The 7,478-nt window shown below is 73.1% G+C and carries 6 protein-coding genes; 3 read left to right on the plus strand and 3 right to left on the minus strand.

The features are described 5' to 3' along the window. Window positions 1-49: 49 nt before the first annotated feature. Window positions 50-787: a lytic polysaccharide monooxygenase gene (locus AB0M88_RS52385; RefSeq protein WP_364115869.1), complete on the minus strand. Its 738-nt coding sequence runs from the start codon at window positions 785-787 to the stop codon at window positions 50-52. A 122-nt stretch (window positions 788-909) separates the two neighbouring features. Between AB0M88_RS52385 and AB0M88_RS52390 the strand changes: the two genes are divergently transcribed. After that, window positions 910-2,151, plus strand: a complete 1,242-nt coding sequence (locus AB0M88_RS52390; protein WP_364115872.1) for an EAL domain-containing protein — start codon at window positions 910-912, stop codon at window positions 2,149-2,151. A gap of 8 nt (window positions 2,152-2,159) precedes the next feature. Here the strand turns inward: AB0M88_RS52390 and AB0M88_RS52395 are convergent, their stop codons facing one another. Both AB0M88_RS52395 and AB0M88_RS52400 read right to left on the minus strand, forming a co-directional pair. Next, a complete protein-coding gene (locus tag AB0M88_RS52395; RefSeq protein ID WP_364115875.1) occupies window positions 2,160-2,801 on the minus strand; it encodes a response regulator transcription factor in 642 nt (213 codons plus the stop codon). Then, on the minus strand, window positions 2,801-3,985 hold the full coding sequence (locus AB0M88_RS52400; RefSeq protein WP_364115877.1) for a histidine kinase: 1,185 nt from the start codon (window positions 3,983-3,985) through the stop codon (window positions 2,801-2,803). The genes AB0M88_RS52395 and AB0M88_RS52400 overlap by 1 nt, the downstream gene beginning before the upstream one ends. A 146-nt stretch (window positions 3,986-4,131) precedes the next feature. On the opposite strand from AB0M88_RS52400, the gene AB0M88_RS52405 reads away from it, so the two are divergent. Continuing rightward, entirely contained in the window at window positions 4,132-4,893 is a 762-nt protein-coding gene (locus AB0M88_RS52405; protein ID WP_364115880.1) for an ABC transporter ATP-binding protein, read from the plus strand. Beyond that, window positions 4,890-7,433, plus strand: a complete 2,544-nt coding sequence (locus AB0M88_RS52410) for an ABC transporter permease (RefSeq protein ID WP_364115882.1) — start codon at window positions 4,890-4,892, stop codon at window positions 7,431-7,433. The genes AB0M88_RS52405 and AB0M88_RS52410 overlap by 4 nt, the downstream gene beginning before the upstream one ends. The last annotated feature ends 45 nt before the right edge of the window (window positions 7,434-7,478 follow it).

Consider the following 7,478-nt stretch of genomic DNA (forward strand, 5'->3'; position numbering starts at 1 on the left):
GGCTGCTCCGGGGAGCAGCCGGCGACCAGAAGAAGCGCCGCCAGCAGGGCTAGGCGCGCGCCCACAGGGCCGGGACGTTCGGCGGTTCCCAGCCCGCGATGGCGGTGTGCGCCTGCAGGCAGCGGTAGGAGACGCCGTTGTAGGTCACGACGTCGCCCGGCCGGTACGCCGTCCCGGCCGCCCAGGTTCCGGAGGCGGGAGGCGCGGTGGTCGGGCGGGTGGTCGGTGACGTGGTGGGCGGAGTGGTCGCGGGAGGCGGCGTCGATCCGCCGCCGCCGCCGATGTTCACGTCGACGCAGGAGTAGAACGCGTTCACCGTGTCGGCGATGTTCCACCGGGCGAGCACGGTCTGCCGGCCGGTGAAGCCCTTCATGCCGACCGTGTGCTGCTTGGTCGCGCCGGGCTGGGCGCCGTTGTCGTTGAACGACGCCAGCAGCGTGTTGCCGATGAAGTATTCCCAGGTCGCGGTCGAGTGCCGGGCGGTGATCACCCAGTTGAAGGTGACGGTCTGCCCGACCGTGGCGGCCGGCCAGTTCCTGCTGTTGTCGTTGAGTACGGCGAAGCGGCTGCCGCCGCCGTTGCAGAGGGTCGAGCCCTTGGGGGCCTCCACGCTCTGGGGTTCGTAGACGATGTCGCCGCAGTTGGCGACGGCGCCGCTGGCGCAGTTGGCCTGGCGGCTGGGCGGGGACGAGATGTAGCCGTGCGCCGAGGCCGGGGATACCGCGACGAACAGCGAGGTGACCAGGGCGGCGACGGTCAGTGCGGGAAGGGCGAATCTCCGTTTCATCGAGCTGTGCCTCCAATGCCGAAGGGGGACAACTTCGATGAACGTAAATTAAAGGCTGTTAACAGTAAAGACCTGGCGGCTAACTTTTAAGCACCTCCGCAAAAAGGCCGATGAAGCGGGCCGTGAGGGACATCCACCAGGTCATCGACCACCGGGCCGTTACCACGGTCTTCCAGCCGCTGGTCGACATCACCGCCGGCGGGGTGCTCGGCTACGAGGCGCTGACCCGCGGCCCGGCCGGTTCGCCCTGGGAGGCGCCGATCGACATGTTCGCCGCCGCCCGCGAGGCCGGCCGCGAGATCGAGCTCGACTGGGTGTGCCGGGCGCAGGCGTTCCGCAGCATCCTGGCCGCCGCCCCTGACCCGGCGCTGACCTGGTTCGTCAACATGGAACCGGTGGCGGTCGGCACCGTGGGTCCGCCCGACCTGGCCGACCTCGTCGACCAGGCCGCCGCCCGCCGGCTGCGCGTGGTCACCGAACTGACCGAGCGCGCCCTCGCCCGCGACCCGTCCGGGCTGCTCGCGGCCACCGCGAAGCTGCGGGAAGCGCGCTGGGGGGTGGCGCTCGACGACGTCGGCGCCGACCCGGCCTCACTCGCGCTGATGCCGTTCGTGCACCCCGACGTGGTCAAGCTCGACATGCAGCTGCTGCGCGCCCCGGACGACCCGCACACCGCCCGGGTGGTCGCGGCGGTCGCCGCCTACGCCGAGGCGACCGGCGCGGTCGTGCTGGCCGAGGGCATCGAGACGATCCAGCACCTGGCCACCGCCCGCGCGATGGGCGCCACCGTCGGGCAGGGCCGGCACTACGGCTGGCCCGGGTCGCTGCCGCGCGGACGGCGCGCCCAGGCCCGGCTCCCACTGATCCAACCGCCCCGCCCGGCCGACCGGACGCCGTTCGAGATCGTCCGCCGGGTGCGGCCGGTCACCCGTACCACCAAGAGCCTGCTCATGCCGATGAGCCGGCACCTGGAAGCCCTGGCCGGCTCCGGCCCGGAGCCGCCGGTGCTGCTCGCCTGCTTCCAGGACGCCCGGTTCTTCAACGGGCAGGCCGCCGAACGCTTCGCCCGCATCGCGGGCCACAGCCCGCTGGTCGCGGCGCTCGGCGCCGGCTTGGGAAATGAGCCGGCTCCGGGCGTACGCGGCGCCGGGCTGGCCGAGAACGACCCGCTGCGCGCCGAGTGGAACGTGATCGTGGTCGGTCCCCACCGGGCGGCCGCCCTCGTGGCGCGCGACGTCGGCGAGACCACCAAGGACGGCGAGCGGCAGTTCGACTTCGCGCTGACCCACGACCGGGCGCTGGTCGTCGACGCGGCCCGATCGCTGCTCCGCTGGCTGACCGCGGTGCCCGCCGCGGTCACCTAGGCCAGGCCCTAGGAAACGAGCTTCCGCTCCCAGGCCCAGGCCGCGATCTCGACCCGGTTCCGGGTGTCGAGTTTGGCGTGGATGCTGCTCAGGTGGGTTTTCACGGTGCCGACCGAGATGAACAGCTCCTGCGCGATCTCGGCGTTGGTGCGCCCGCGGGCGGTCAGCTTGACCACGTCCATCTCGCGGGGCGACAGCCCGGAGTCGTCCGGCGTGGTCTGGGCGGGCGGGGAGAGGTGCTGCAGGAGCCGTACGGTGATCGACGGGCTGATCAGCGCGTCGCCCGACACGGCCGCCCGCACCGCCTCGATCAGCAGCGCCGGACCGGAGTCCTTGAGCAGGAAGCCGGCCGCGCCGTTGCGCAGCGCCTGATGCACGTATTCGTCGAGGTCGAACGTGGTCACCACGACCACCTTGATCGGCTCGGCCACGCCCGGCCCGGCCAGCAGGCGCAGCGCCTCGAGGCCGTCCATCCGGGGCATGCGGATGTCGAACAGGGCCACGTCGGGCTTGAGCCGGCGGGCCAGCGCGACCGCCTCGACCCCGTCGGCCGCCTCGCCGACGACCTCCATGTCGGGCTGGGCGCCGATGATCATGCCGAAGCCGGTCCGGACCATCGCCTGGTCGTCCGCGATCATCACCCGGATCATTACTCCGCCTTGGAGGAGAGGGGGAACGCGGCGTCGACCACCCAGCCGCCCTCGATGCCGGGACCGGCCGTGATGCGGCCACCGACCGCGCGGACCCGTTCGGTCAGGCCCACGAGACCGTACCCCGGGCGCTCCCGGGGCGTGGCCGGCTTGGGCGGCTGCCCGTCGTTGGCGATCCGCACCAGCAGCCAGTCGGGCGTACGCCGCACCCAGATGTCGGCCACCCGGGCGGCGTTCGCGTGCTGGCGGATGTTGGTCAGCGCCTCCATCACCACGCGATAGGCCGACGTGGACACCTCGACCGGCAGGCCGGCCGGGTCGCCGTCGACGTGCAGCCGGGCCAGCGGGCCGCCGGCCGAGGTGAACTGCTCGGTCAGCAGCCCCAGCTCGGGCACGCCGGCCACCGGGGCGAGCGGAGCGTCCGGCCTGGACGACGGGTCGCGCAGCACGCCGACCATCCGGCGCATCGAGGCCATCGTCTCGGCACCCGCCTGTTCGATCTGCTCCAGCGCGACCAGCACCCGCTGCGGGTCCTGCTCGGCGATGAACTTGGCGCCCTGGGCCTGCACGACGATGCCGGTCACGTGGTGGGCGATGAAGTCGTGGAGGTCGCGGGCGAACTCGGTGCGCTGCTCGGCGCGTACGGCATCGACCGCTCGCCGCCGCGAGCTCTCGATGGTGCGCAGGTAGACGCCGAGGCCGATGGCGCCGGTCGCGGCGAGCGCCTGGATCAGGCCGAAGATGACATAGCTCGGGTCCCAGCCGCCGCGCAGCGGGATGAAGGTGACCGCCGCGCCGACCGAGGCGACGGCGGCGACCGACCAGCCCGGCTTGCCGCGGCGGGCGACGACGAAGAGGACGCCGAGCAGCGCCAGCGACTCGGCGAGCCCCCAGAACCCGCGGTTCGACTCGTTCATCGAGGAGGCGGCCGAGATCACCGCGGTCAGGATCAGCGAGCCGATGCCGAGCCAGAATGCGACTTTCGGCAGAGTCTCCGAGCCCTGCGGATGGCTGGGCAGCCAGACGGCGGCGGCCAGCATCGCGGCGGCCACCTGGAAGAGCGCGAAGCCGGCGCCCGCGTGCATGCTCTGGTTCACGTCGAAGATGCCCAGCAGGAACAGCGTTCCCAGGGCACCCAGCTGGCCCACCCGCAGCAGCAGCTTCCGGTTCGGATTCGTCAACATCGTGACCCAGCGTAGTTGGCGTCGCACCGGTCTCCATCTGCCGAAAGGTAGATCCCCATCCCTGGCTGTGGACCGATGTGCCGAGCCCCGGGCCAACCCGAGAATCGTCGCTGTCCGGTTCCGCTCCCACTCCTTCTGGAGACTTCATGAACACCAACGACGGGATGGCCGCGGTTGCCGCGGTGGACCTGGTCAAGGTCTACGGTCACGGCGACACCGCGGTCCGCGCCCTGGACGGGGTGACCGTCGGCTTCGGCCGGGCCCAGTTCACCGCGATCATGGGCCCGTCCGGTAGTGGCAAGTCGACCCTCATGCACTGCCTGGCCGGCCTCGACACGGCGACCAGCGGGCAGGCCCTGCTCGGCGGCACCGACCTGACGGTCCTCGCCCACAAAAAGGGGGGCGACAAGGTGCTGACCAGGGTGCGGCGGGAGCGGATCGGCTTCGTCTTCCAGTCGTTCAACCTGCTGCCCCAGCTCACCGCGGCGCAGAACATCACGCTGCCGCTCGAGCTGGCCGGCCGCAAGCCGGACCGGCCGCTGTTCGACCATCTGACCGGGGTACTCGGGCTGACCGACCGCCTCGCGCACCGGCCGAGCGAGCTCTCCGGCGGCCAGCAGCAGCGGGTCGCGCTGGCCCGCGCGCTGGTCGCCCGGCCCGAGGTGGTGTTCGCCGACGAGCCGACCGGCAACCTCGACTCGCGCTCGGGCGCCGAGGTGCTGTCGTTCCTGCGTACGTCGGTGCGCGACCTCGGCCAGACCGTGGTCATGGTGACCCACGACCCGAGCGCCGCCGCGTACGCCGACCGCGCCGTGCTGCTCGCCGACGGCCGTGTCGCCGGCGACATCGAGCGCCCCGACATCCACTCGGTCACCGACGCCCTGCAGAGCCTGGCGGTGAACCGGTGAGGGCCGTGCTCCGCACCCAGCTCGGCGGCGTGCTCCGGCGCCCGGCCCGGCTGTTGCTGACCGGCCTGGCCGTGCTGGTCGTCTCGTTCGTCGTCTACTCGACCGTGCTCGCCCAGCAGATCACCAAGAACAGCCTGCTCGACGGCCTCAGCGACACCCCGGTCGCGGCCGACCTGGTCGTGCACGACGGCCGGGTCACCACCGCCATGCTCGACCGGATCAAGGCGGTGCCGGGCGTGACCGAGGCGGTCGGCGAGGTCGGGGTGGGCGGGCAGTACGGCGCCGACTACCTCGACCTGTCCGGCGACCCGGGCACCGGCCCGCTGGCCCGGGCCAAGCTCGCTTCGGGCCGCTACCCGGCCGGGCCGAACGAGGTCGCGGTCACCCCGCGCACGGTCGACCGGCTCGGCCTCAAGGTCGGCTCCCAGCTCTCGCTGACACTGCGCTTCGACAAGAACGGCAAACCCCAGGCCCCGGCGCACCTCACGGTGGTCGGCACGGTCACGGTCCCGGGCGACTTCGGCTCCCAGCTGTACGCGACCCAGCCCGTGGTCTCCGCACTGACCGCCGACGGGTCGCTGAACCAGATCGACGTACGGCTGACACCCGGCGCCGACGCGGCGGCGGTGCGGCAGAAGGTGAGCTCGATCGTCCAGGCCGCCATCCCGGCGAGCGAGGCGGCCGACCTGCCCAAGGTCGAGGCCGGCGCCGACGTGCGGCACGCCGAGGCGAAGTCCAAGGCGGCCGACATCGACTCGGTCTTCGCGGTCGTCGCCATGTTCGTGGCGATCGCGGTGGTGGCGGCCGGCCTGGTCGCGACCAGCACCTTCCGCATCGTCTTCGCCCAGCGCCTGCGCCAGCTCGCGCTGCTGCGGGCGATCGGCGCCAACCGGCGCTCGCTGAGCTGGTCGCTGGCCGTCGAGGGCGCGCTGACCGGCCTGGTCACCGGCCTGGTCGGCACGCTGCTGGCGCTCGGCGCGGGTCATCTGGTCACGGCGATCGGCAAGGGGGCCGGCTGGAAGATCGTCTCGCCGGGCTTCCCGCTCCTGCCGGCCGTCGGCACGGTCGTGCTGGCCGTCGTGATCACGATCCTGGCCGTCGTGGCGCCCGCCTTCTCGGCGGCCAAGGTCGCCCCGCTGGAGGCCCTGCGCACCGCCAGCACGACCGGCGGGCGCAAGGACATCGGCAAGCTGCGGTGGGCGGTCGGCCTGCTGCTGGCGGTCGGCGCGGCCGCGCTCGGCGGGCTGGTGCTGGCCAACCTGCCCGGCGCGCACCCCAAGAACTACAACCCCAACCTGCCCCTGCTCGAAGTGGTCGCGTCGGGCACGCTCGCGTTCTTCGCGCTGATCGCGCTCGGGCCGGTCGTCGTGCGGCCGGTGCTGTTCGCGGCCGGCTGGCCGATCCGGCGCAGCGGCCCGACCGGCCGCCTGGCCGCCGGGGGAGTGGGCGGCGCCCCGCGCCGGGCCGCCGCGGTGTCGGTGGTGGTCGCGCTCGGCGTCACGCTGATCGCGGGCACGCTGGTCGGCGGCGCCTCGATCAAGGTGCGGGCCGACCGCGAGGCCGCGCTCTCCTCCCCGGCCGACTTCGAGCTCACCCCGGGCGGCGACGCCAAGCTGCCGGCGGCCCTCGAGCAGAAGATCGCGGCCCGGCCCGAGCTGGCGCACGTCGTGCCGTACCGCCGGCTCGACGTCAAGGTGGCCGGGCTCGACGCCGCCCTGGACGCCAATGACCTGAAGCCGAGTTCGGTGCCCCGGCTGGCCACGCTCGACGTGGCCGGGGGCCGCCTGGCCGACCTCGGCCCGGGCAAGGTGGCGATCTCCGACTTCACGGCCACCGACACCGGGCTCAAGGTCGGCGACACGGCCAGGATCACGCACGGCGGGAAGACGGTCGGCCTGACGGTCGTCGCCCTGTTCGCCGACTCGGCCCCGCTCGGCTCGGCGCTGGTGCTCGACTCGTCCGACCTGACCACGCTCGGGGCGCCGGCCGCGGGATACAGCGGGCTGCTGGCCGACCAGGCGACCGCGGGCGAACAGGGCCGGGCCGACGGCCGCAAGGCGATGGCCGACCTCACCGGCTCGGCCTCCGACGGCTACGCGATCGACGTGCTGGCCGACCAGCGCGACCAGATCAACAGCGAGCTCAACATCCTGCTCGCCATCGCGGTCGGGCTGATGGGCCTGACCGTGCTGATCGCGGTGGTCGGCGTCGGCACCACGACCGCCCTGTCGGTGGTCGAGCGGATCCGCGAGGCCGGCCTGCTGCGGGCGGTCGGCCTGTCCCGCGGCGGCCTGCGGGCGATGCTTACCACCGAGGCGGCCCTGTACGGCGTGATGGGGGCCCTGCTCGGGCTGGTGCTCGGGGTGCCGTACGCCTGGCTGGCCGTCGCCGCCCTCGGCGTGAACGCCCCGCTCACCCTGCCGGTCTGGCAGCTCCTGGCGGTGTTCGTGGTGCTGGTCCTGCTGACCGCGGTGGCCGGCGTCCTGCCCGCCCGCCGGGCGGCCAAGGTGAGTCCGGTGGCCGCTCTCGCGACCGACTAGCGTCCACTGAGGACGCGTGCCCGGCCGGGTTCCGGCCGGGCACGC

The organism is Actinoplanes sp. NPDC051411 (genome assembly GCF_040682075.1).
Classification (GTDB): Bacteria; Actinomycetota; Actinomycetes; order Mycobacteriales; family Micromonosporaceae; genus Actinoplanes.

Coding starts and splice junctions, on each gene's coding strand:
- AB0M88_RS52385 (WP_364115869.1), bottom strand. CDS start 787: ATGAAACGGAGATTCGCCCTTCCCGCACTGACCGTCGCCGCCCTGGTC.
- AB0M88_RS52395 (WP_364115875.1), bottom strand. CDS start 2,801: ATGATCCGGGTGATGATCGCGGACGACCAGGCGATGGTCCGGACCGGC.
- AB0M88_RS52400 (WP_364115877.1), bottom strand. CDS start 3,985: ATGTTGACGAATCCGAACCGGAAGCTGCTGCTGCGGGTGGGCCAGCTG.
- AB0M88_RS52405 (WP_364115880.1), top strand. CDS start 4,132: ATGAACACCAACGACGGGATGGCCGCGGTTGCCGCGGTGGACCTGGTC.